General features: G+C 61.4%; 20 protein-coding genes and 1 pseudogene. 8 read left to right on the top strand and 13 right to left on the bottom strand.

Annotated elements, in window-relative coordinates; all coding sequences use genetic code 11:
- Nucleotides 1-27: 27 nt before the first annotated feature.
- The 6 genes from AC1DPX_RS18925 to AC1DPX_RS18900 all read right to left on the bottom strand — a co-directional run bounded on the left by AC1DPX_RS18925 (nucleotide 28) and on the right by AC1DPX_RS18900 (nucleotide 5,352).
- Nucleotides 28-417, bottom strand: coding sequence for a cytochrome C oxidase subunit IV family protein (locus tag AC1DPX_RS18925; RefSeq protein WP_477238741.1), 390 nt, complete (start codon nucleotides 415-417; stop codon nucleotides 28-30).
- 9 nt (nucleotides 418-426) lie between these two features.
- The gene (locus AC1DPX_RS18920) at nucleotides 427-1,146 is read right to left on the bottom strand and encodes a heme-copper oxidase subunit III family protein (protein ID WP_477238739.1); all 720 of its coding nucleotides are present in this window, start codon (nucleotides 1,144-1,146) and stop codon (nucleotides 427-429) included.
- Nucleotides 1,147-1,159: 13 nt separating this feature from the next.
- Nucleotides 1,160-1,864 (bottom strand): cytochrome c oxidase subunit 3, encoded by a 705-nt coding sequence (locus AC1DPX_RS18915; RefSeq protein WP_477238737.1) that lies wholly within the window; start codon nucleotides 1,862-1,864, stop codon nucleotides 1,160-1,162.
- Nucleotides 1,861-3,630 carry a cytochrome c oxidase subunit I gene (ctaD, locus tag AC1DPX_RS18910; protein WP_477238735.1) on the bottom strand — a complete coding sequence of 590 codons (1,770 nt, stop codon included), beginning with the start codon at nucleotides 3,628-3,630 and terminating at the stop codon, nucleotides 1,861-1,863. Before ctaD ends, AC1DPX_RS18915 begins: the two co-directional genes overlap by 4 nt.
- Nucleotides 3,631-3,651: 21 nt before the next feature.
- Entirely contained in the window at nucleotides 3,652-4,536 is an 885-nt protein-coding gene (gene coxB, locus AC1DPX_RS18905; protein ID WP_477238733.1) for a cytochrome c oxidase subunit II, read from the bottom strand.
- A 135-nt stretch (nucleotides 4,537-4,671) separates the two neighbouring features.
- Nucleotides 4,672-5,352, bottom strand: a complete 681-nt coding sequence (locus AC1DPX_RS18900) for a GntR family transcriptional regulator (protein WP_202354119.1) — start codon at nucleotides 5,350-5,352, stop codon at nucleotides 4,672-4,674.
- Between the two features lie 219 nt (nucleotides 5,353-5,571).
- Here AC1DPX_RS18900 and AC1DPX_RS18895 point away from each other — a divergent pair, with 219 nt between their 5' ends.
- From AC1DPX_RS18895 to AC1DPX_RS18865, 7 genes are all read left to right on the top strand, one after another.
- Nucleotides 5,572-6,699 (top strand): sugar ABC transporter substrate-binding protein, encoded by a 1,128-nt coding sequence (locus AC1DPX_RS18895; RefSeq protein ID WP_202354120.1) that lies wholly within the window; start codon nucleotides 5,572-5,574, stop codon nucleotides 6,697-6,699.
- 98 nt (nucleotides 6,700-6,797) lie between these two features.
- The gene (locus AC1DPX_RS18890; RefSeq protein WP_477238731.1) at nucleotides 6,798-8,330 is read left to right on the top strand and encodes a sugar ABC transporter ATP-binding protein; all 1,533 of its coding nucleotides are present in this window, start codon (nucleotides 6,798-6,800) and stop codon (nucleotides 8,328-8,330) included.
- Nucleotides 8,327-10,408, top strand: coding sequence for an ABC transporter permease subunit (locus AC1DPX_RS18885; RefSeq protein ID WP_477238729.1), 2,082 nt, complete (start codon nucleotides 8,327-8,329; stop codon nucleotides 10,406-10,408). Before AC1DPX_RS18890 ends, AC1DPX_RS18885 begins: the two co-directional genes overlap by 4 nt.
- Before the next feature lie 13 nt (nucleotides 10,409-10,421).
- A complete protein-coding gene (locus AC1DPX_RS18880; RefSeq protein ID WP_477238727.1) occupies nucleotides 10,422-11,228 on the top strand; it encodes an SDR family oxidoreductase in 807 nt (268 codons plus the stop codon).
- 10 nt (nucleotides 11,229-11,238) lie between these two features.
- A complete protein-coding gene (locus AC1DPX_RS18875) occupies nucleotides 11,239-12,186 on the top strand; it encodes a 3-hydroxyacyl-CoA dehydrogenase (RefSeq protein WP_202354124.1) in 948 nt (315 codons plus the stop codon).
- A complete protein-coding gene (gene kce / locus AC1DPX_RS18870; RefSeq protein ID WP_202354125.1) occupies nucleotides 12,183-13,145 on the top strand; it encodes a 3,5-dioxohexanoate:acetyl-CoA acetone transferase in 963 nt (320 codons plus the stop codon). The genes AC1DPX_RS18875 and kce overlap by 4 nt, the downstream gene beginning before the upstream one ends.
- Nucleotides 13,146-13,194: 49 nt before the next feature.
- Nucleotides 13,195-14,073, top strand: coding sequence for an SMP-30/gluconolactonase/LRE family protein (locus AC1DPX_RS18865; protein WP_477238725.1), 879 nt, complete (start codon nucleotides 13,195-13,197; stop codon nucleotides 14,071-14,073).
- A gap of 11 nt (nucleotides 14,074-14,084) precedes the next feature.
- Here the strand turns inward: AC1DPX_RS18865 and AC1DPX_RS18860 are convergent, their stop codons facing one another.
- The 4 genes and pseudogenes from AC1DPX_RS18860 to AC1DPX_RS18845 all read right to left on the bottom strand — a co-directional run bounded on the left by AC1DPX_RS18860 (nucleotide 14,085) and on the right by AC1DPX_RS18845 (nucleotide 16,543).
- Nucleotides 14,085-14,708 carry an isochorismatase family protein gene (locus tag AC1DPX_RS18860; protein ID WP_202354127.1) on the bottom strand — a complete coding sequence of 208 codons (624 nt, stop codon included), beginning with the start codon at nucleotides 14,706-14,708 and terminating at the stop codon, nucleotides 14,085-14,087.
- Between the two features lie 178 nt (nucleotides 14,709-14,886).
- Complete coding sequence (locus tag AC1DPX_RS18855; protein ID WP_202354128.1) at nucleotides 14,887-15,678, bottom strand: hypothetical protein; 792 nt, start codon at nucleotides 15,676-15,678, stop codon at nucleotides 14,887-14,889.
- 363 nt (nucleotides 15,679-16,041) lie between these two features.
- Nucleotides 16,042-16,203, bottom strand: a pseudogene (locus AC1DPX_RS18850) (JAB domain-containing protein); the annotation flags it as partial.
- 115 nt (nucleotides 16,204-16,318) lie between these two features.
- The gene (locus tag AC1DPX_RS18845) at nucleotides 16,319-16,543 is read right to left on the bottom strand and encodes a helix-turn-helix domain-containing protein (protein ID WP_477238723.1); all 225 of its coding nucleotides are present in this window, start codon (nucleotides 16,541-16,543) and stop codon (nucleotides 16,319-16,321) included.
- Between the two features lie 460 nt (nucleotides 16,544-17,003).
- Between AC1DPX_RS18845 and AC1DPX_RS18840 the strand changes: the two genes are divergently transcribed.
- Complete coding sequence (locus AC1DPX_RS18840; RefSeq protein WP_477238721.1) at nucleotides 17,004-18,848, top strand: S1C family serine protease; 1,845 nt, start codon at nucleotides 17,004-17,006, stop codon at nucleotides 18,846-18,848.
- A 116-nt stretch (nucleotides 18,849-18,964) separates the two neighbouring features.
- On the opposite strand, the gene AC1DPX_RS18835 is transcribed toward AC1DPX_RS18840, so the two are convergent.
- The 3 genes from AC1DPX_RS18835 to AC1DPX_RS18825 are packed head-to-tail and all read right to left on the bottom strand — an operon-like array spanning nucleotide 18,965 to nucleotide 21,449.
- Nucleotides 18,965-19,774: a metallophosphoesterase family protein gene (locus tag AC1DPX_RS18835; protein WP_477238719.1), complete on the bottom strand. Its 810-nt coding sequence runs from the start codon at nucleotides 19,772-19,774 to the stop codon at nucleotides 18,965-18,967.
- A 15-nt stretch (nucleotides 19,775-19,789) separates the two neighbouring features.
- Entirely contained in the window at nucleotides 19,790-20,713 is a 924-nt protein-coding gene (locus AC1DPX_RS18830; RefSeq protein ID WP_477238717.1) for a diacylglycerol/lipid kinase family protein, read from the bottom strand.
- A 4-nt stretch (nucleotides 20,714-20,717) separates the two neighbouring features.
- Nucleotides 20,718-21,449, bottom strand: a complete 732-nt coding sequence (locus AC1DPX_RS18825; protein ID WP_477238715.1) for a phosphatase PAP2 family protein — start codon at nucleotides 21,447-21,449, stop codon at nucleotides 20,718-20,720.
- Between the last annotated feature and the right edge of the window lie 346 nt (nucleotides 21,450-21,795).

Below are 21,795 nucleotides of genomic sequence, written 5' to 3'. Positions count from 1 at the left end.
CGGCAAGATCTGAAGACGGCTTGTGCGTCAGGGTCCGGACCCGAAAAATGCCAACCGGGTGAAAAGCGTGTAGTCGGCTTCGAAGACCATCATTGTCATGAACACCACCACCAATATCGGCGGCAGGATGACCGCGTAGGCCAGCGCCAGCCGTTCCCAGGCCATGTGCATGAAGACGGCGACGATCAGCCCTGCCTTGAGGATCATGAAGATCAGGATCAGCGACCATCTGAGATAGCCGTGGAGGCCGAAATAATCGACCAGGTAGGAGCAGGTGCTGAGGATGAACAGCCACGCCCAGACCACCAGATAGAGCTTGATCGGATGTTCCTGATGCACGTCGGCACCGGCGGCGGCCGCCGGCGTTGCAGCATGAAGTGCGTGTTGTCCGAGGCCGTTTGCGGTTGCTTCAGCCATGTCTGCCTCTCACCAAAGATAGAAGAATGCGAAGATGAACACCCAGACCAGATCGACGAAGTGCCAGTACAGCCCCATGATCTCGACGTTCTCGTAGCGGCCCGTGCGGCTGGTGAAGAAGCCGCGCCGTCCGGTGTCGTAGTCTCCGCGCCAGACCTTGCGCGCCACGATGATCAGGAAGATCACGCCGATCGTCACGTGCGTGCCGTGGAAACCGGTGATCATGAAGAAGCACGAACCGAACTGCGCGGCACCCCAGGGATTGCCCCAGGGCCGCACCCCTTCAGTGATCAGCTTGGTCCATTCGAAGGCTTGCATGCCGACAAAGGTCGCGCCGAGTGCCGCGGTCAGCAGCATGAGGATGGCTGTCTTGCGGCGGTCGTGGCGATAGCCGAAGTTGACCGCCATGGCCATTGTCCCGCTGCTGGAGATCAGCACGAAGGTCATGATGGCGATGAGGATCAGCGGGATATCCGAGCCGCCGATACGAAGAGCGAAGACCTCGCTCGGATTGGGCCACGGCACGCGTGTCGAAATGCGCGCGGTCATGTAGGAGAGCAGGAAGCAGCCGAAGATGAAGGTGTCGCTGAGCAGGAATAGCCACATCATGGCCTTGCCCCAGGACACGTTCTTGAACGCACGCTGATCCGAGGACCAATCGGCGGCAATGCCTCGCCAGCCTGTGGGCCGGGGCTCCGTCTGGCCGATATGTGTCAGTGTCTGCGCCATCCGCATGATCCCCTTAGGTCAGCAACTGCCGGCAAATGTCGATGAACGTCGCGGCCCAGCCGGCCAGCAGCGCGAAGATTGCAAGCCACACGAAGAGCAGGAAATGCCAGTACATGGCGCATAGTTCGATGCCGAGGCGAAGCCGTTCCGGCCGCGTTCCAGTCCAGGCGCTCGTGGTGGTCCTGCCCAGACCCACCAGTCCTCCCAACACGTGCAGACCATGCATCCCGGTTATCAGGTAAAAGAAACTGTTGGCTGGATTGGAGGCCAGAAAATATCCGTCGGCGGTCAGCTGCCGCCACGCCATGAGCTGCCCGACCAGGAAGGCGAGGGCCGTGAGCCCGGCCGTGGCGAGGCCGAGCTTGACCGTATCGATCTGGCCCCTGCGCGCCGCCACCGAGGTGCATTGCAGGGCCACGCTGCTCAGGACCAACACGCCGGTGTTTAGCCAGAGCAGGCGCGGCAGCGGCAGCGGCTGCCAGTCCGATACCGCCATCCGCATGAAATAGGCACTGGTGAAAAGCGCGAACAGGCAGCCGACGACAGCAAGGAAAACGCCGAGACCGATCTTGGCGGTTGGCAGGGCCGACCGGTCGAGGCCGACAAGATCGCCGGCCAGACCTTGCTCGAGCCATGGCTTCGTCATCAGCCTCTGGTGCGAAAGCCACCATCCGGCAAAACCGGCAATGACGAGCAGGAAGACCAGGATGACGCTCATGCCGGCTCCCTCGAGGGGCCAAAGGAGCCCGGCATGTTCTGCGGGATGAAGTCCTCCTTGGCGCCCGGTACGCTGTAGTCGTAGGCCCAGCGATAGACGATCGGCAGGTCCTTGCCGAAATTGCCGTGGGCCGGCGGTGTTTGCGGCGTCTGCCATTCCAGCGTCGTGGCCCGCCACGGATTGCCGCCGGCCTCGCGGCCATGGCGGATGCTCCAGATCAGGTTGAACAGGAACACCATCTGGGCGAAGCCGACGATGAAAGCCATGACGCTGATGAACGAGTTCAGGTGATGGGCCGATTCCGTCATGATCGTCATGTCGGTGAGTTCAGCATAGCGCCGCGGCACGCCCATCAGGCCGAGGTAGTGCATCGGGAAGAAAATCAGGTAGGCGCCGAGGAAGGTGACCCAGAAATGGAACCGGCCCAGCGTTTCATTGAGCATCCGGCCGGTGACCTTCGGGTACCAATGGTAGATCGCGCCAAAAACCACGAGGATCGGGGCGACGCCCATGACCATATGGAAATGGGCGACGACGAACATCGTGTCGGACAGCGGAACGTCGACAACGACATTGCCGAGGAACAGGCCGGTCAGTCCGCCGTTGACGAAGGTGACGATGAAAGCCAGGGCGAACAGCATTGGTATGGTGAGATGGATGTCGCCGCGCCACAGGGTCAGCACCCAGTTGTAGACCTTGATGGCGGTCGGGATGGCGATGATCAGCGTCGTGGTGGCGAAGAAGAAGCCAAAATAGGGGTGCATGCCGCTGACATACATGTGGTGCGCCCAGACCACGAAACTCAGCGCGCCAATGCCGACGATGGCCCAGACCATCATCCGGTAGCCGAAGATGTTCTTGCGTGCGTGGGTGCTGATCAGGTCGGACACGATGCCGAACGCCGGCAGCGCCACGATATAGACCTCGGGATGGCCGAAGAACCAGAACAGGTGCTGGAACAGGATCGGGCTGCCGCCATTGTGCTGCAGCTGCTCACCCATCTCGGAAATCGCCGGCATGAAGAAGCTGGTGCCCAGGACACGGTCAAGCAGCATCATCACGCTGGCCACGAACAGCGCCGGAAAGGCGAGCAGCGCCATGACGGTCGCGGTGAAGATGCCCCAGACGGTCAGCGGCAGGCGCATCATCGTCATGCCGCGCGTGCGGCCCTGCAGCACCGTCACAACATAGTTGAGGCCGCCCATCGTGAAGCCGATGATGAACAGGATCAGCGAGGAGAGCATCAGGATGATGCCCCAGTCCTGGCCGCCTGGCGTCCCGCTCATGATGGCCTGCGGCGGGTAGAGCGTCCAGCCGGCCCCTGTCGGCCCGCCGGGCGCGAAGAAGCTCGACACCAGAACCAGCACGGCGAGCAGGTAGATCCAGTAGCTCAGCATGTTGACATAGGGAAAGACCATGTCGCGTGCGCCGACCATCAACGGGATCAGATAGTTGCCAAAGCCGCCGAGGAAGAGGGCGGTGAGCAGGTAGATCACCATGATCATGCCGTGCATGGTGATGAACTGGTAGTAGGCTTCCGGGGTGATGAAGTCGAACGTACCGGGAAAGCCGAGCTGCAGTCGCATCAGCCAGGACAGCACCAGGGCAACCAGCCCGATTGCCGTTGCCGTAGCCGAATACTGGATGGCGATGACCTTGGCGTCCTGCGAGAAGACGTATTTGGTCCACCAACTGTGCGGGTGGTAGAGTTCCACTTCCGCGACTTCTGCCGGCGGGATGCCATCTGCAGGCGTGATGTCGACCATAGGAACACCTCCGTGTCCTTTTCAGCGAGCCCCGACCGTTTCGAGCCTTGCTGCAATTTCGGGACCCGGTGCCGCCGTCCGTCCCGTCGTCGCGTCAGCCGACCCCGTCTGCTGGGGGGCGGATAATTGTGCAAAAGTCTGCTGCTGGCCAAGCCAGGCCACATAATCCTCCTGGGTATCGACCATCACGACGCCATGCATCATTGGATGTCCCTGGCCGCAAAGTTCGGCGCACAGCACCTGGAAGGTTCCGGTCCTGGTTGGGGTGAACCAGAAATAGGTCACCGAGCCCGGGATCATGTCCATCTTGGCGCGGAATTCCGGCACATAGAAATCATGCAGCACATCGATCGAGCGGAGCAGCATCTTGACCGGTTTGCCGACCGGCAGATGCAGATCGGCCGCTTCGACCACGACATCGTCCTGACCATTGGGATCGCTGGGGATGACCCCCAGCGGATTGTCGGCACTGACATCGCGCGTGTCCGATGTGCCGAGCTTGCCGTCCTTGCCGGGCAGGCGGAAGCTCCACTGCCATTGCTGGCCAATGACCTCGACCTCGGTCGCGTCGCTAGGAACGGTAACAAACCGGCTCCAGACGAACAGGCCAGGAACCAGCAACGCCGTGACCCCCACCGCGGTGACGATCGTCAGCCACGATTCGAGCCGCTTGTTCTCTGGTTCGTACGCCGCGCGATTGCCTTCCCGATGCCGGAAGCGGAACACGCAATAGGCCATGAAAAGCACCACGGCGGAGAAGACGGCGCCGGTGATCCAGAAGGTAATGATGATGGTGTTGTCGATATAGGCCCAGTTCGAGGCAATCGGCGTCCACCACCATGGGCTCAGGAGGTGAAACAACACTGAGCCCACTACGATCAAAACGAGTACAAGCGCTACGGCCATGTCCCGTTCCTCCGGCATTCGAGGGGGGAGCCAAGCCGCCCCAAGAAATACCAAGCGCATCATAGCTTATTTTGGGGTCGCAATTCCAGAGCCGACTATCTTGACGGGAAAAATGCCGTCTGTTGCCGCCGCGTCCTATTTCAGCAGGTCGACCAGAACGTCGAAGGCGGCGTCGATATCGGCGCGGATCGCCTGGCGGACGGCTTCGGCGTCACGGTTGCGCAGTGCCGCGAACATCTCCTGGTGGTGCTGGTTGGCGGTCGAATAGTTTCCGGAATCATGCAGCATGTTGAAATAGGGGCTGATCTGCAGCCACAGATTCTCGATGATGTTGAGAATGTTTTCCGAGCCCGCCGCCCGGTAGATCGAGAAGTGAAAGGCGTAGTTGGCTCTGAGGTAGGATTTGACGTCTCCCGCCGCATTGGCCTGTTCGAGTGCGGCCAAATGCTGGCCGAGTTGCGCGATGCCCTGATCGTCGATGCGCTCGGCCGCCCAGGCGGCGGCGATTGCCTCGATCTCGAAGCGCACATTCCTGAGATCGACGAGGCGCGCGCGGCTGAGCGCGGGAATGCCGATCGAGCGGCCTGAAACCACCATCAAGGCATTCGCGGCCGTCAGCCGCCGCAACGCCTCCCTGACCGGCATCGGGCTAACCCCGAAGGCGTCGGCCAGGCTTTGCACCGTCACCATTTCGCCGGGCACGATGCTGCCGTCGAGGATCAATTCGGTGACGTGGCGATAGACCCTGTCCTGCAGGGTCTCCCTGGACAGGGGCACGATCTCGACACCAGGCTTCCTGAACGCCGCTCCGGCCATTTCCCATCAACCTTTCAGCGCAAAGGCCGCGCCACAACCGTTCCCGGAATGCAGGGTTCCGGCTGCCGCGTCAAGCGTTGGCGACCGGCGGCATGATACAAAGATATTTCATCATTGATCTTTGATCAAATGGTGTTAGGGTTACCAACATCGGATGGCGAGGGCTACGGTTCGTGCCCTCGGGAGGCATCCGGTCGTTCGTTTCGGGAGGAATTCAAAATGGGTATCGGATTGAAAGTCCGTCGGCTCGCGCTGCTGGCCGGCATGGCCGTATGCGCCTTTGGCATGTCGGGCGCGCAGGCAGCCGAAAAGCACAAGATCTTTCTCAGCATGAGCTATATCGGCAATGACTGGCAGGCCGAGGCGGCAAACATGGTCAAGGCCATGGCCGCTCACAAGAGCCTTGCCGACAAGGTCGACCTGCAGGTCCAGGTCGCCGGACCCAACGCACAACGCCAGATCCAGCAGATCAACGCCATGGTGCAGAGCGGCGCCGAGGCGATCGTCGTCTATCCGATCTCGCCGACCGCGCTCAACCAGGTCGTGAAGAACGCCTGCGACAAGGGGGTGAAGGTCTTTGCCTATGACGCCGAGATCACCGAACCTTGCGCCTACAATGTCCATATCGACCAGCTGGAAGCCGGCAGGGTGACCGCCGAGTGGCTGGTGAAGAAGCTCAACGGCAAGGGCAACATCATCGCCATCACCGGTGTTCCCGGAACATCCGTCGACGACCAGCGCACCAAGGCCGCCAAGGAAGTCTTTGCCAAATATCCCGACATCAAGATCGTCGGCGAGGCTGTCGGCATGTGGAGCCAGGCGGTCGCCCGCACCGAGCTTTCCAAGATCCTCGCCACCCGCAATTGGAACGACATTAACGGGCTGTGGATGCAAGTCGGCTGCTTCACCGCCAACTCCATGCAGCTCGAGGCCGGCAAGAAGGCCAGCGAACTCCTGCCTTGCGCCGGCGAGGGCTCCAATGGCGGCCGCATCCAGATGCTGCCGGAGAGCACTGAGGTCGAAGGTGCGGCTCCCCCCTATGCACCGGCCGGCGCGCAGCGCATTTCCTATGCCTCGCCGCCATATTCCGGGGCGCTGGCGCTGAAACTTGCCGTCGAGGCGATCGAAGGCAAGGACGTGCCGAAGACCACGATCCTGCCGCTGCCGGTCGTCACCAACGAGACGATCAAGCTGTGCGATGAAGGCACCTGGGCGGAGATGAAGGCCGGCTGCAACGTCTTCAAGCCGTCGCTCGTCTCCAACCCCGGCTGGTTCGCCTCGATCTTTTCGGACCAGACGCCCGAGATCGGCCTCAACGCCGCGCTCGTCGGACAGCCGGAGAACTGAGCCTCCCAAGGCAAATCGCGACGATGCACGGATTTCCGTGCATCGTCGATCCGCGCTCATGCGTGGCGTCCAGAAGTGCCCAGCCTGCGATCGAGGATATGACAGAACAATCCGCGCTCCCCGCCATCGAGATTGACGGTATCGGCAAGGCGTTCGGCCCGACCGTCGCCTTGGACGGCGTGTCGTTCGGCATCGTGCCCGGCAGCGTCCATGCGCTGCTGGGTGAGAATGGCGCCGGCAAGTCGACGCTGGTGAAACTGCTGTCGGGGCTGGTGCGGCCGAGTGCCGGCCATATCAAGGTCTTCGGCAAGGAGATCGGCTATGGCACGCCGCGCGCGGCCCATGCGCTCGGCGTGCAGACGGCGTTCCAGGAGATGACCTTGGTGCGCGATCTCTCCGTCCTCGACAATATGCTTCTGCCCTATGCCCCGGTCGGCATCTCCGGGCTGATCAGGCGCAACGCCGCGCGCAAGGCGGTGCGCCGCCATATCGACGAGCTCGGCTTCTCCGTCGATCTCGACGCCGAGGTCGGCGAACTCGAGCTTTCGGTGCGCCAGAAGATCGAGATCGCGCGCGCCGTCTACCGTAAGCCGCGCATCCTGTTGCTCGACGAGCCGACCTCGACGCTCGCTGGCCGCGACGTCGACTGGCTGGGCGACATCATCGCCAGGCTGAAGGCGGCGGGCACCACCATCGTCTTCATCACCCATCGCATGCGCGAGGTGCGCGCCTTTTGCGACATGCTGACGATCCTGAGGAACGGCCGCCACATCGTCACCGCGCCGGTTGCCGATGTCTCGGATGCCGACGTCATCGAAAAGATCATCGGCCGTTCCATCGAGCAGACCTTCCCGCCTAAGCCCGACGGCGCCCAGGCTTTCGGCCCGCCGGTGCTGGGCGTGCGCGACCTCAAGGTCGGGCGCAAGCTCGACGGCGCGCGCTTCGACCTGCGCCGGGGCGAAATCCTCGGCATCGCCGGACTGCAAGGCATGGGCCAGCAAGACCTGTTCCTGGCGTGCTTCGGCATGGCCGAAATCACCCATGGCGACGTGCTTGTCGACGGCCGCAAGGTTTGGCTCGGCTCGCCGGCGGATGCGTTGCGGCCCAACATGGCGATCGGCCTGGTGCCGGAAGACCGCAAATCCGAAGGCCTGTTCCTGAAACTGTCAGGCAGCCAGAACGCCACGCTGCCCGTGGTGTCGCGCTTTACGCGCTTCGGCCTTGTCGACACCGCTGCCGAGACCCGCTCCGTCGAGGAGGCGTTCGCCACCGTCGAAGTCGACCGTCGCGCGCTGTGGACAAGGGCCGGGGCGTTTTCCGGCGGCAACCAGCAGAAGATTGCCATTGCCAAATGGCTGGTGGCGCAAAGCCGTATCCTGCTCCTGTTCGATCCCACACGCGGCATCGACGTCGGCACCAAGCATGAGCTCTATGTGATGATGCGAAACTACGTCGCTGCCGGTGGCTCGATCCTGCTGCACTCGACGGAGATTCCAGAACTCGTCCACCAATGCGACCGGGTTCTGGTCCTCTACGATGGGCGCATCGCGGCCGAGTTCGAAGGTGACGCCATCACCGAGTCCGCCATCATGCGGCCGGCGCTCGGCCATGCCGAGGAAGAAGCCGCATGAGCAGCGCTGCAGTTTCACTTTCTGGTTCCGCTGGCTTCAGCCTGCGCCGTGCGCTGATGCGCCATCGCGGCGCGCTGATCGCCGCGGCCGTGCTTGCGATCCTGCTTTTCATCGTCGACTGGATCAGTGCCGGGCCGCTGACCTATTTCGACGTGTCGTTCCTGTCGAGCGGCGGCGCGACCTCGGCGCTGGCGGCAATCGGCCAGACCATCGTCATCCTTTCGGGCGGTTTCGACCTGTCTGCCGGCGCGGTAATCTCGCTGGTCAATGTGGTGCTGGCATCGAGCATGGACCCGATGGCGCCAGGCGCCAGCATCCTTTTGTGGACGGCCGTCGGCATCGGCGTCGGCATGGCGGTGGGCGCCTTCAACGGCTTCTTCATCGCGGTGCTGCGCATGCAGCCCATCGTGGTGACGCTGTCCACCATGTTCATCCTGCAAGGCGTCACGCTCCTGGTGATGGACAAGCCCGGCGGCTTCGTGTCGCCCGATCTCGGCACATTCTATCTGGGCGATGCGATCACCGGCTGGCTGCCCATGCCGCTGGTGGTGATCGGCGTCGTCCTGCTCGCCTGGTTCTGGCTGAAGGGAACCCGCTTCGGCACCGCGCTCTATGCCGTCGGCAGCGACCCGGATTCGGCCGCCGCCGTCGGCATCAATGTCGTGCTGGTGCGCTTTGCCGTCTACATCATCGCTGGCGGTTGCTACGGGCTTGCCGGCGTGTTCATCAGCGCGCAGACCGGCAGCGCCGACCCGCTTGTCGGCAATCCGCTGCTTCTGTCGATGTTCGCGGCGGTCGTCGTCGGCGGCACGCGTCTTGGCGGCGGGCAGGGCGGTCCGGTGGGCACCGTCTTCGGCGCCTATATCCTGATGATGGTGGTGAACATCCTGCTGGTGCTCAATGTGTCGGCTTACTATTCGACCATCGCGGAAGGCACCATCCTGGTACTGGCGGCGCTTGCGGGATCCTTGTCGCACGCATCGGTGCTTGCCGTGCAGTTGCGCGCGGCGCGCGCCCGTCTCGCCGCCTGGCGCGCCGGCATATTGCCCTCTCAGCTCGAACCGATCGACCGGCGGCTGAAGATCGCCGGGCCTACGCAAAACCAGCGCGGTCCGGCATCGCCGCGCCCGGCTTTCCGCCTGCGCAACGCCGAGACGCTGCGCTATGCGCTGCCCGCCTATGTCTGCCTGCTCATCATTGTCGTCGTCACCCAGGTCTGGCTCGGCCGCGCCATCCTCAATCCGGGGTACTGGAACTCGCTGCTGGTGCTGTCGTCCTTCCTCGCCGTCCTCGCGCTGGGGCAGGGAACCGTCATCCTGACCGGTGGCCTCGATCTTTCCGTGCCGTGGACGATCGGCATTTCCGGCATCATCCTGGCCGGCATGGTCAATGGCTCCGACGCCGCACTCCTCTATGCCCTCCCGGTCGTGCTGGTGATGGCCTGCGCCATCGGTTTCGCCAATGGTTTTGGTATCGCCTATCTCGGCATCTCGCCGATCGTCATGACGCTGGCCACCAACGGCATCCTGCAAGGCTTCGCGCTTGTCTATTCGCAGGGAACGCCGGCAGGCTTTTCCTCGCCGATGCTGCGATGGTTCATGACGGCCAAACTCGGCTTTGTCACCCCGATCGTGCTGTTGATGATCGTCTTCGTGGCCGTTGCGGTGCTGCTGCTTGGACGCACGCCGTTCGGACGCCGGGTCTACGGCGTCGGCAACGGGCTGCGCGCGGCGCGCCTGTCCGGAATCGGCGTCGAGCGCACGCTGATCCTGGTCTACATGCTGTCGGCCGTCTGCGCCGCTCTTGTCGGGATCATGCTGACCGGCTTTTCCGGCCAGGCAAGCCTCGGCATGGGCGACGACTATCTCTTGCCGTCGATCGCGGTCGTGGTGGTCGGCGGCGCGCTGATCACCGGCGGGCGTGGCCATTATCTCGGCATGCTCGGCGGCGTGCTGCTTTTGACGGCGCTGCAGATGCTGCTGGCCGGCACCACGCTGCCCTACGCCACCAGGGCAATTCTTTACGGGCTGGTCGTTCTCAGCGCCGTCATGGCGCTGCGCGAACGGCGGCTGCAATGAAAGGGACAGGACGATGAGCGCAAAGGCACCCGCATCGGCGGACGAATTTCTGGCCGGGCTGAAAGGACAGCGCGTGCTGGTGACGGCGGGCGCCGGTGGCATCGGCTTCGCCATTGCCGACACGCTGTCGCGGCTCGGCGCCCGCATCGTCGTCTGCGACATTTCCGACGAGGCGCTGGCCACCGCCCCCGGCAAGATCGACCTGGTCGCGGCGGTCAAGGCCGATGTCTCGCGCGACGAGGATGTCGACCGGCTGTTCGAGACGGTTCAGGAAAAACTCGGCGGGCTCGATGCGCTGATCAACAATGCCGGAATTGCCGGACCGACCGGCGGTGTCGACGAGATCGAACCGGACGACTGGCGGCGCTGCATCGACATCTGCCTGACCGGCCAGTTCCTCTGTGCCCGGCGCGCCGTGCCGCTGATCAAGGCGGCAGGCGGCGGCTCGATCGTGTCGATGTCGTCGGCGGCCGGCCGCCACGGCTACGCATTCCGCACACCCTATTCGGCGGCCAAGTTCGGCGTCATCGGTTTCACCCAGAGTCTCGCAAAGGAGCTTGGGCCGCACGGCATCAGGGTCAATGCCATCCTGCCCGGCATCATCGAGGGGCCACGCATCGAAGGCGTCATCGCGGCACGCGCCAAGCAGGTCGGCATCAGCCATGAGGAGATGACCGGGCGCTACCTGCAGAACATCTCGCTGCGCCGCATGACCAGCCCGTATGATGTCGCCTCGATGGTGGCGTTCCTGCTCTCCGACGCGGGCATCAACATTTCGGGCCAGTCGCTCGGCGTCGACGGCAACGTCGAAACACTTTGAGGACCAATCCATGGCCAATGTCGCGATTGTCGGAAGCGGGTTCATCGGGCGGGCCTGGGCGATCAGCTTTGCCCGGGCCGGCCATGACGTGCGCATGTGGGATCAGTCGCCGGCCGCCACGGGTGGCGCGCGCGCCTACATAGAAGGGGTGCTCGGCGACCTTGCCGCGAACGAGCTGCTGCGCGGGCAGTCGGTCGACACCGTGCTCGGCCGCATCGCCATCGTCGACGAGCTGGCGGACGCGTTGGCCGATGCTGCGCATGTCCAGGAGAACACGCCCGAAAACCTCGATGTGAAGCGGGAGGTGTTCTCGCTGATCGATGGACTTGCCGGCCCGCAAACGGTCATCGCCAGTTCCACCTCGGCGCTGCTGCCGTCGAAATTCACCGATCATCTGCAAGGGCGGCATCGCTGCCTGGTCGTGCATCCGATCAACCCGCCCTATCTCATTCCGGCGGCAGAGGTTGTGCCGGCGCCGTGGACTTCCGCCGAGACGCTGGAAAAGACCCGCGCCTTCCTCATCGATGCCGGCCACGCGCCGCTGGTGATGAAGCGCGAGCTCGACGGCTTCATCATGAACCGCCTGCAAGGCGCGCTTCTGGAGGAAGCTTTCCGGCTTGTCGCGGATGGCTATGCCAGCGTCGAGGACGTCGATATCGGTATCCGCGACGGCCTGGCGCTGCGCTGGTCCTTCATGGGTCCGTTCGAGACCATCGACCTCAACGCGCCCGGCGGAGTGCGCGACTACGTCGATCGCTACCAGGGCATCTATTCCAACATCTTCCCGCAGATGCTGCGCCGGGTCGACTGGGCGGGCGAGGTCATGAAAACCGTCGAGGCCGAACGCAGCAAGCGCTTACCGAGGGAAGGCCTGGCTGAGCGGCAAGTGTGGCGGGATCGCCGGCTGATGGCGCTGGCGGCGCACAAGAAGAAATCGGATCAGGAGTTCGGACAATGAAAGAAACCAGCCGCAAATCAGGCGCAACGGCGGCCAAGGGCAAGGTCATCATCACCTGCGCGGTGACGGGGGCGATCCACACCCCGACCATGTCGCCCTATCTGCCGATCACGCCGGATCAGATCGCCTCGGAAGCGATCGCGGCGGCGGAGGCCGGTGCCGCGATCCTGCATCTGCATGCAAGGGACCCGGAAACCGGCAAGCCCGACCAGACGCCGGAGGCCTTTGCCCGCTTCCTGCCGCGCGTCAAGCAAGGCACCAATGCCGCCATCAACATCACCACGGGCGGTAGCCCCTACATGAAGGTCGAGGAGCGCGTGCGCCCGGCCGCCCGGTTCAAGCCGGAAGTGGCTTCGCTCAATATGGGCTCGATCAATTTCGGGCTCTATCACCTCGCCGACAAATACGAGACCTTCAAGTTCGACTGGGAAAAGCCGCATCTGGAGGCAACGCGCGACCTCGTTTTCCGCAACTCGTTCAAGGACATCGAGTACATCCTTGCAACCTGCTACGACAACGGCACGCGCTTCGAGTTCGAGTGCTACGACATTGCGCATCTCTACAATCTGGCCCATTTCGCCGATCGCGGATTGGTGAAGCCGCCATTCTTCGTGCAGTCGGTGTTCGGCCTGCTCGGCGGCATCGGCACCCATCCCGAAGACGTCGCCCATATGAAGCGCACCGCCGACCGGCTGTTCGGCGACCAGTTCCGCTGGTCGGTGCTGGGCGCCGGCGCAAGCCAGTTGCGCATCGCCGCGCAATCGGCAGCGCTCGGCGGCAACATCCGCGTCGGGCTGGAGGACAGCCTGTGGGCCGGCAAGGGCAAGCTCGCCAAGTCGAACGCCGAACAGGTCGTGCTGGCACGCAAGATCATCGAGGGCCTTGGCATGGAAGTGGCGACGCCAGACGAGGCGCGCGAAATCCTGTCGCTGAAGGGCGGCGACAAGGTCGCCTTCTGACGCGGTCGGAACAAGCGCCGCGCGGTCACCAAATACACAGGAGGATGGCATGAAGATCGAAGTCGTGGTGGACGTGAAGACGACGCTGGGCGAGGGCCCGCTGTGGGACGTTCAGCAGGAGCGCCTTTACTGGATCGACAGTTTCGACGGGCGCGTGTTTCGGGCGACCGCCGACGGGCGCGAAATCCGCTCATGGGACGTGCCGATGAAGATCGGCTCGATGGCGCTGCGCAAGGATGGCAGCGGCGCGGTCGTTTCGCTGCAGCGCGGCTTCCACCTGCTCGATTTCGCCACCGGCGAGGTGACGCTGATCCATGACCCGGAACCGGACAGGCCGATGAACCGTCTCAATGACGGCAAGGTCGACCGGCGCGGCCGCTTCTTCGCCGGCTCCATGGACACGATGGAGGAGGGGCCTTCAGGTGGGCTCTACCGTCTCGATCCGGATTTCTCCGTCACCCGGATCGATTCCGGCATCATCTGCTCCAACGGCCCGTGCTGGAGCCCCGACGACCGCACCTTCTATTTCGCCGACACCTGGACCGGCGAGATCTGGGCCTATGACTACGACATCGCCACAGGCGCCGCCAGCAACCGCCGCACCTTCGTGCGCGTCGACACGAGCAAGGGCGGTGCGGCCGATGGCTCGACCGTCGATGCGCAGGGGTATCTGTGGAATGCGCTGGTCTATGACGGCCGCCTGGTGCGCTACGCGCCTGACGGAACCGTCGATCGCATCATCGACATGCCGGTGAAAAAGATCACCAGCGTGATGTTCGGCGGGCCGAAGCTCGACACGCTCTATGTCACCTCCATGGCCAAGCCGCCGCTGCCGCGCTTTCCCGGCGACGGTGTCCTGCGCGGCAGCCTGTTCGCCATATCGGGCCTGGGCGTGACGGGCGTTCCAGAACCTCGCTTCGGCGGTTGACGGGCGGCGGCTCAGACGCCTGCCATGACCTCTTTCGCGAGTTCGCCTGATGTCATGACGCGGCCGAAGACCTTGCCGATGATGTCGAGCGTCGCATTGTGCGAGGCGTCGTCCAGGCCGCCATTGGCATCGCTGACGAACGCGACCTTGTAGTCGCGCATGAAGGCGCTGCGCGCGGTCGATTCGCAGCAGATGCTCGTGACCGTGCCGGTGATGATGACGGTGTCCACCTTGCCGGGACCACGGATGTTGCGCAGCACCGTGTCGAGCCGTGTGTCGTGGAATGCGTCGTAGCGATGCTTGTCGACGATGACGTCGCCGGGCTTGGGTGCAAGCTCGGACACGATCTCCACGCCAGGACTGCCTTCTCGCATGCCGGTCGACTTCAGCCTGGGTTGATAGGCGGTCTCCAGCGGCGAAATCTCGAAATCGTCGCTCAGCACATGCCTGGTGTAGATGATCGGTATGCCCGAGGCGCGGCAAAGCTCGATGACTTGCCGCATGACTGGAAGGCGGTGGCGAGCCGCCGCCACTTCCATGACGGCGCCCTCATCGACGAAGTCCCTTTGCATATCGATGACCAGCAACGCTGCGCGGTCCTTGTCGAAAGGCCATGGCCCCTGACTGTTTGGCATGACCCCTTCCTCCCGTAATGTTGCCGCTCTGTGCTTGCTCTAGCGGCACCATTTCCCGGCTGCAATCGCTATCGCCTTCGTGCGGTCGACGAGATCGCGCATCTCCTTGATGGTCAAGAAACAGAAAGGCCGCCGGGCGGAGCCCGACGGCCTTGGCTACTGCCGTTCTGGTCGACGCCTAAGGCGTCGTCTGCGCTTCGATCTTGGTGGCCATCTGGTCGATCTTGTCGGCAAGGACGCCCTGGGCCCAGGTCGTGACCTCGTCATCGACGGGCTTGTTGGCCATGTCCGTCAGCGCTGCATCGAGCGATGCCTGGTCGGTGCCGACGGTCGCCGTGGCAGCCTCCGCCTCGGCCGCGTCGGCCGCCTTGTTGGCGGCGTCGACAACGGCCTTCTGGGCGGTGATCTGATCTTGCACATCCTGGATCTGCGCAGTTGTCGCGTTCGGATCCGCCTGCAGCGCAGTCAGCTTGGCATCCAGCTTATCCAGTTCGGCCTGAGCGGCGTCGGCCGTGGCCGCTGCAGTCTCAGCGGCGGCCTGGGCAACCTTGGCTTTCGCGGACTGTGTCACGAAGGCCTGGATGCCAGCGAACTTCTTGCTCTTGGAATTCATATAGGCGTTGATGTTGCGCTGCAGGGAGTTCAGCCGGCCCAGCTTGGCATGGATGTTTTTCTCCTTCGGCACGGAAGAGACCTGGGTGGTCGTGTCGACCGTGGTGTCGGTCGTTGCGTCGGCGTCCACCTTGCCGACATGCCCTTTGGCCGACGCGGACTTGCCGTGCGAGGCGCCGCTGTTGCCCTTGCCGTTGCCGCCAGCATTGCCGTGGCCACCACCGTTGCCGCCGCCATTGCCGTGGCCACCACCGTTGCCGCCGCCATTGCCGCCACCATGCCCGTTGCCGGCGAGCGCCGGCGACGCCAGAAGCGCCAATGCGGCAAGCGCCGCGAACAGAGTTTTTCGATTTGTCATGGTGTCTCCTCGGGAATCGCCGCCTCCGCCCAACCGCGCTAGATCAGCGTAGTATGAGAAACCGCTAATCGTACGCAGTAAACTTTAGACAAATGCGGTCGCAATGCGCGAGCCTTGTGAAGGAAGCCTGTATAACTATTTGATATCTAATGACAATAGTCGCTGTGAGGACGGCGTGCTACTGAAGTCCCATGCCGGCCGGACCATAGTCCTAGCTGTCGGCCAATGTCGCCGAGCGATTGGTCAGAAACGCGCTGGAATGCGGGAGTCGATGAGCAAAAACTGGTCGGTATGCGCCATGCGAGAAACGCTCTTGCTTCCCTGTCGGCGAAGACGAGATGGCTGCCTTATTGGGCGTCCCCCCTAGATCAGCAGCAGGCCCTTCATGCTGGCATATCCCTTGCGCCCGATGATGATGTGGTCGTGCACGGCGATACCCAGCCGCTTGCCCGCTTCGATGATTTCTTTCGTCATTTCGATATCGGCGCGCGACGGGGTCGGATCGCCTGACGGGTGGTTGTGCAACTTCCTCTCGCCGTAAGCTATCTTGTTGAAATATATTGCAAAAATCCCTATATCCGAGAACGTGAGGAGCGGCTTCGGGGGGCGGTATTGGATGCTCCTCCGTCACTAACCACGCTCACTCACCGCCGTTCATGCTGAATCGCTTTGACGCACGGCACGCCACTGTATTCTTTTGATCCCACGTCTCCAGTTCCTTAATTGGGTACAACACGGCTTTTCCAAGCTTAACGTACGCCGGCCCAATCTTCTTGGCTCGCCAATTTCGCAGCGTCCCAAGAGAGATGGTGCCGCGATAGCGTTCCGAGACTTCCTCCGCTGTCAAAAACTTCGTGTTGTCCATCAACCTCCCCGAATGTCCGACGTCGGGAACATGGGAGCAGGCTCAAGCACGCTCGCAAACCCTTGGTCATGCAGTTGCGTGGCCATGAGTAGGTATGTGCATCGGAAACAAAAGCCGCTGAGTGAGGGAGTAGAAGCGGGGGATATGTCTGGATAGAAATCGGATCAACTGCCAGCAAGTGTGCAAGGTCGGTCGACCCGGGCCAGCCGGAATATCAGTAGTGCGATCTCCGGCACCAACGCATCGACGCGTTCGTGCTCGAGGTTGAAGTGGGTGTCGACGAATTAGAATTAGGCGACCGAAATTTGAGGCTTTTCCAGACGCTTGTCACCGAGCTTGAGCCAGCACTGGGTTCATATAAACCTTGAGCAGGAAAGCTCCTTCATTCCAAGTTGAGTTTTGTAGGATCGAAGATCTAATATCCGACGGTTGAAGAGCAGGTGTTGAGGGGTTGCGTAGAATGAACACCCGCCTATGTTGTCTTCCGGTTTTGATCGCGCTCTTGATGGCGACGATTTCGATTGCCATCGCTCAGGATTTCAAGGCGCCCAAGGGCGAGCATTGGGTGGCGGTAGCGAGTACCCAAGACATTAACAACGCAATCGGCATAGCGCGATACTTCGGTCGTGACGCGCGGGCGGTGCGAACAAGGAATGGATGGTTCGCCGTCGTTCTTGAACCGCAGAAGGGCACGATCCAGGAGATCAGAAAGAAGCAGGCGTGGCTGCAACTCCCCGTTGACGCGTTCCTTGCGGATGGAAAATTCATCACCGAAATAGTTTGGGCTCCGAGAGATGCGGTACTTGCCCAAACCACGTTGACGAGTGAGCGTCCGGCCGTGGTGACCTCCGGCCGTTTGACGGTGGTAGCCCAGCGGAGGATGGATCACGATGGATGGACAGCGTATCTGAATGGCCAGATCGACGGCAGGCAGGCCTTTGACCTAAGCTACGCGTTCGAGACCGCCGCGGACTATCCCTCTACGCTCCAACTCGTCCATTTGAACAAGGACAATGAGTTCCCCGATGTGGTGTTCGACGCAAACACCGGGGGAGCCCACTGCTGCGTACAAACGATGGCCGTCACGCCGGGTTTGGCTGGCCACTGGGCGGTCGTCGACTTGGAGACGCTCGACGCCGGAGGTCCTGGTTTTGAAGATGTCGACGGCGATGGGGTCGCTGAAATCGTTCACGGCGACAATGGGTTCCTGTACCTCTTCGCGCCGTATGTAGAGTCGTTTCAGCCAATACTCATCAAGAGGCTGGTTGGCGGTAGCCTTCGAGATGTTTCGCTGGAAACCGGGTCGCGGCCGCGATTGGTTCAAGACACCCGGGGCCTTGAGTTTATGGCGAAGCTGGATCCGTCGCTCTGGAGCAAGAACGGCTTTCTGGCTGCCTGGGTAGCCGACAAGGTTAGGATAGACGAAGGGGTCGATGCATGGAACAAAATGCTCCAAGCATACCAGCGTGACACGGACTTCGGAGTCAGCAAGTGCGAGATCGATGAGCCTATAGCCAAGTGTCCGTCGGACAAACAGCGAGTCCTTCCGTTTCCTGAAGGTTTATCGCAACATCTCCAGGAAGCTGCATATATGCGTGCGTATGTTGAGAGCACCCCGGTGCCAGCTCCATCTAGCGCCCCAAGCACGCCTCGTCGGCCACAGGGCGGAACGGCGGCGACCGGAATGTCGGGGACTGGTTTTTTTATTTCAGGCGACCAGCTGCTGACCAACGCCCACGTAGTCAAAGGATGCGACGATGTTGATACTTCCATCGCTGGGATACGATCTCCTGGAAAAGTCATGGCGAGGGACCCAATCAATGATCTGGCTGTAGTGAAGGTGAATAGCGCCGGCACGGCTGTCGCACAATTGAGGGGAGGCGTCAGACTGGGTGAAGACATAGCCGTGTACGGCTTCCCCCTCAGAGGCATTTTGGCGAGCTCCGGCAACTTTACCAGGGGCACGATTACGGCCATGGCGGGGTTGGGCGATGACTCCCGATATTTCCAAATCTCGGCTCCGGTTCAGCCCGGCAACAGCGGAGGGCCTCTTGTTGACCGAAACGGCAACGTTGTTGGGATAGTGGTATCGAAGATCGATGCGCTAAAGCTTGCTTCGATCACGGATGACATCGCCCAAAACGTAAATTTCGCCGTTAAGGCTTCTATTGTTGAGAGCTTCCTCCAGGCAAGCGGAGTCCAATTCTCGTCGGATATCGCCCACCAAGAACTGGCTCCCGAGGATTTGGCTGCAAAGGCTCAATCCATTTCCGTCCCGATCGAATGCCGACCTCCGATGCAGTGATCGAAGCGAAGTGATCATCGGCAGCGCTTTGCTTCCAGGAATGAAGCGCCGGATTCTCCATTGAAACGGAGAGAACAAGGGTCTCAGGTCACTATTTTTGAAAACTGATCGGCGACTTAGTCGGTCACCCATCCAGCAGGGCCGCGTCGAAAGGAATAACTTGCGGACGTTTCGAATGCGCCTTGGGGACGCTGCCAAGCGCGACATTCCACGAAGATTTCTGGACGATCGATTCGAATAATATTGAACGAATTCGTGGCCTGACGAAGCCGCGAAGAAACCGCTGTTCCCGCTTGAATGAGCAACGCAGCGTAGCCATCGATAAGGTAGCGCGTGGCGCTGGAACTGGCTCGATGAAGATGCTGATGGCCAGACAATATCATATCGACGCCACTCCGCGAGAAGGCATCCATTGCGAGGCTGGCCCGGCCGACGACGCCTTCGTCGCTCTCGAAATCCAGCCCTTCAAACGGATGATGCGTGACCACTATCCTGGTAACTTCATCGGGCAGATCTGCGAACTTGTCCCTGACCGCCGCAAGTTGGCGCACATTGATCCTGCCGTCCTTGATTGTCAGGGATCGAGCACTGTTGATCCCTGCGACAGCTAGTTCTGCATCGACAAAGAACGGATCCGTCCTCGCCTCAATGTAGCGGTTGTACCGAGATAGGGGCGTTCGTATGCGACTGATGACATTCCAAAGCGGCACATCATGGTTGCCAGGCACCACAATGCGGGGGCCGGGAAGGGAGTCGAGGAATGCTCGCGCTTGCAGGAACTCATCTTTGCGAGCACGTTGGGTCAAATCCCCGGAAACGACGAGCAAATCGGGAACGACGGCGCGAACTTCGGCAGCGATGGCTTCCACGACTAGGCTGTCTGTTCTTCCAAAATGCAGATCCGAAAGATGGACGAGTGTCCTCATCAGATTGCTCCGTCGTCAGGGCTTGGCACTAATCGAATCCATCTTGGCAGGTGAGAGAACCTGCAATGCCGCGGGGCGAATCCGAAAATTCAGGGGCATGTCCATACTTACGGCTTCACCGTCCAGAGAAACCCGCATCGCGGTTCGATGCGACGTGATTTGGAGAGTTTTTGTCCGATACGTCTCTACGTCTCGAGTTGAATCGATCAGACCCAACGCGATTTTGAAGGGGAGCAAAGCCAACCCAAACCACGACGTCTGTTTGACGACATAGACACACAGCTCTTGTGACGACAGGCTTTTGCGGCGGCCAAGATCGGCGATGTCGTAGAAATTGTTACCGACAAATACGCAGGGCGTTCGCAGCCTTTTGCGGTTGCCTTCAGCAGCAATATGGACAGCCTGCCAGGACGCGGAGCTAATCGTTCTCGCGACAGCAGGACCGATAGCTGCAAGCTTGCTTAACCCGCGGCGCTGTTGTTCGGCCGCGCGTTCTGTAACAAAGAAGGGATAGATGCCAATCGATGAGTTGTTTAGAAAAACGCGACCGTTCACCTCGGCGACATCGACTGCTACAGGCTTGTTTGCCGCCACAACATCCATTGCCGCGTCGAGTTCGATCGGCAGGCCAAGATCCTTGGCGAAGTGGTTCAGGGTGCCTAGCGGCAGGACGCCCAGCGCTATCTTGGTCCCGGCGAGCGCCGACGCCGCGCTCCCAAGTGAACCATCGCCGCCACCCACCACCAACACACTTTGATCGCCCGATCTCGGGCTTTCAGCGACGAACCTCGTGGCGAACTCGCCAATCTGGCGCCCGGTCACTAACTTCAAATCCGCCTTGATGCCGCGTTTCGCAAACCCATCTCGGACGAGCTTTTCGATGTCGCCGGTGCGCGCGGCAGCGCCAGCGCCTTGATTGATGAGCGCCAAAACTTTCAAGGCTCTATTCCCGGCCTAGGCTTGTCTGCTGAAACCACGAAGCGACCGTCCAGCACAGAATTGCCCAGCCAGAACCCACGCACCATCCAGCAAGGACATCCGTGGGATAGTGAACCGCGAGATAGACGCGGCTCGCGCCAACGGCCACTGTCAGGAAGACGGCGAGCCCCATGAAATAGCGTTTAAGGCGCAGGTCCTCGTTTGCGCCAGCAAGTAGGGCGCCGACGGTGAGAAAGGTAACCGCTGAAAGCATTGCGTGCCCGCTCGGGAAGCTCGCCGTGAACACCTGTGTGACATGCGGTATGTCAGGCCTGGGCCGGTCAAAGCTCTTCTTGAGGATCGTACTGAGCAGTTCGCCGCCTGCCACCGAAAAAGCCATCAAGATGGCGAGTGCCCGCTTATGGACCAGGAGGAGGTAGCCTACCGCCGACAGAAGAACAAATCCAAGAAACACCACGCTGCCGATGGATGTGACATCTCTGGCTGCTTCGTGAAGCCACGGCGGTCCGATTGGATCGGCTGGAGTGGCTGCACTGCGCAAGGCTGATAGGATGGCGAGATCGAAAGTGGTGGTATCGCCCTCAAGGACTTCTTCGGCAAGTGCACCGAACATGATCGCAAGGCCTCCAACCAGAAGGCCTGCACCAACAAACCACTTTTTGTTATGACAGGAAGTGGCGCTCATCCAGAACAAGTATCTGCGCTCGCCATTTGGGTTTGATTTACGCAAGCACACGACCTCATTTCCGAGTCGACAACGAGCTTGTGAGGACGAAGTTCCCACTTAACGCGCTGGTTAAAGAAACATGGCACCTTCGAGAGAAATGCCTCATAATGTTCTGCGGGCACCTCATTGGGCAACCTCTGATGATTGCCTTCATGCTTGCAGGCGCTGAAGCTAACGTCTTGATTGGGCCCATGTATTTCTGATTGCGGGTGATTGCCGCTATTTGAAACGTGCAAGAGGTCGATGGAAATTCGCAAGAGGGCATGATCGAGGGCCGGTCGACATGTTCTGCCAATTGAGAAGCACCCCCGTTGCTCAGCTGTTAGCAATCCCGTGTGATGACTTCTCCGGGAGT

This window comes from Mesorhizobium sp. 01N446 (assembly GCF_056399285.1).
The sequence above is the reverse complement of the archived record's forward strand: the minus strand, read 5'-3'. Positions and strand labels throughout refer to the sequence as shown.

Coding starts and splice junctions, on each gene's coding strand:
- AC1DPX_RS18925 (WP_477238741.1), bottom strand. CDS start 417: ATGGCTGAAGCAACCGCAAACGGCCTCGGACAACACGCACTTCATGCT.
- AC1DPX_RS18855 (WP_202354128.1), bottom strand. CDS start 15,678: ATGACAAATCGAAAAACTCTGTTCGCGGCGCTTGCCGCATTGGCGCTT.
- coxB (WP_477238733.1), bottom strand. CDS start 4,536: ATGGCCGTAGCGCTTGTACTCGTTTTGATCGTAGTGGGCTCAGTGTTG.
- AC1DPX_RS18880 (WP_477238727.1), top strand. CDS start 10,422: ATGAGCGCAAAGGCACCCGCATCGGCGGACGAATTTCTGGCCGGGCTG.
- AC1DPX_RS18835 (WP_477238719.1), bottom strand. CDS start 19,774: ATGAGGACACTCGTCCATCTTTCGGATCTGCATTTTGGAAGAACAGAC.
- AC1DPX_RS18860 (WP_202354127.1), bottom strand. CDS start 14,708: ATGCCAAACAGTCAGGGGCCATGGCCTTTCGACAAGGACCGCGCAGCG.
- AC1DPX_RS18920 (WP_477238739.1), bottom strand. CDS start 1,146: ATGGCGCAGACACTGACACATATCGGCCAGACGGAGCCCCGGCCCACA.
- AC1DPX_RS18875 (WP_202354124.1), top strand. CDS start 11,239: ATGGCCAATGTCGCGATTGTCGGAAGCGGGTTCATCGGGCGGGCCTGG.
- ctaD (WP_477238735.1), bottom strand. CDS start 3,630: ATGGTCGACATCACGCCTGCAGATGGCATCCCGCCGGCAGAAGTCGCG.
- AC1DPX_RS18915 (WP_477238737.1), bottom strand. CDS start 1,864: ATGAGCGTCATCCTGGTCTTCCTGCTCGTCATTGCCGGTTTTGCCGGA.
- AC1DPX_RS18895 (WP_202354120.1), top strand. CDS start 5,572: ATGGGTATCGGATTGAAAGTCCGTCGGCTCGCGCTGCTGGCCGGCATG.
- AC1DPX_RS18845 (WP_477238723.1), bottom strand. CDS start 16,543: ATGGACAACACGAAGTTTTTGACAGCGGAGGAAGTCTCGGAACGCTAT.
- AC1DPX_RS18885 (WP_477238729.1), top strand. CDS start 8,327: ATGAGCAGCGCTGCAGTTTCACTTTCTGGTTCCGCTGGCTTCAGCCTG.
- AC1DPX_RS18840 (WP_477238721.1), top strand. CDS start 17,004: ATGAACACCCGCCTATGTTGTCTTCCGGTTTTGATCGCGCTCTTGATG.
- AC1DPX_RS18865 (WP_477238725.1), top strand. CDS start 13,195: ATGAAGATCGAAGTCGTGGTGGACGTGAAGACGACGCTGGGCGAGGGC.
- AC1DPX_RS18890 (WP_477238731.1), top strand. CDS start 6,798: ATGACAGAACAATCCGCGCTCCCCGCCATCGAGATTGACGGTATCGGC.
- AC1DPX_RS18900 (WP_202354119.1), bottom strand. CDS start 5,352: ATGGCCGGAGCGGCGTTCAGGAAGCCTGGTGTCGAGATCGTGCCCCTG.
- kce (WP_202354125.1), top strand. CDS start 12,183: ATGAAAGAAACCAGCCGCAAATCAGGCGCAACGGCGGCCAAGGGCAAG.